Origin of the sequence: Klebsiella sp. K47, assembly GCF_051858335.1 — a bacterium.
Taxonomy (GTDB): domain Bacteria; phylum Pseudomonadota; class Gammaproteobacteria; order Enterobacterales; family Enterobacteriaceae; genus Klebsiella; species Klebsiella pneumoniae.
Genome location: NZ_JBPYUI010000565.1, coordinates 1 through 211 on the forward strand (window position 1 = coordinate 1; position 211 = coordinate 211).

Below are 211 nucleotides of genomic sequence, written 5' to 3' on the forward strand. Positions count from 1 at the left end.
GACTTCCCTGCCATCGCCGCCCTGCAACGCCAGCACCAGACCTACCTGGACAGCGCTGCCACCACGCAGAAACCCCAGCACCTGCTCGACGCCCTGAGCCACTACTACACCCAGGGTGCGGCCAACGTGCACAGGGCCCAGCACCTGCCCGGCGCACTCGCCACCCAGGCCTTCGAGGCCAGCCGCGAAAAAGTCGCCGCCTGGCTCAATG

General features: G+C 68.2%; 1 protein-coding gene. It reads left to right on the forward strand.

The genetic code is table 11. The annotated features are described in order from the left end of the window. Positions 1 to 93 precede the first annotated feature (93 nt). Positions 94 to 211, forward strand: a 118-nt coding sequence (locus RRF55_RS29230) for an aminotransferase class V-fold PLP-dependent enzyme (RefSeq protein WP_439419487.1), incomplete at its 3' end; no start/stop codon positions are given.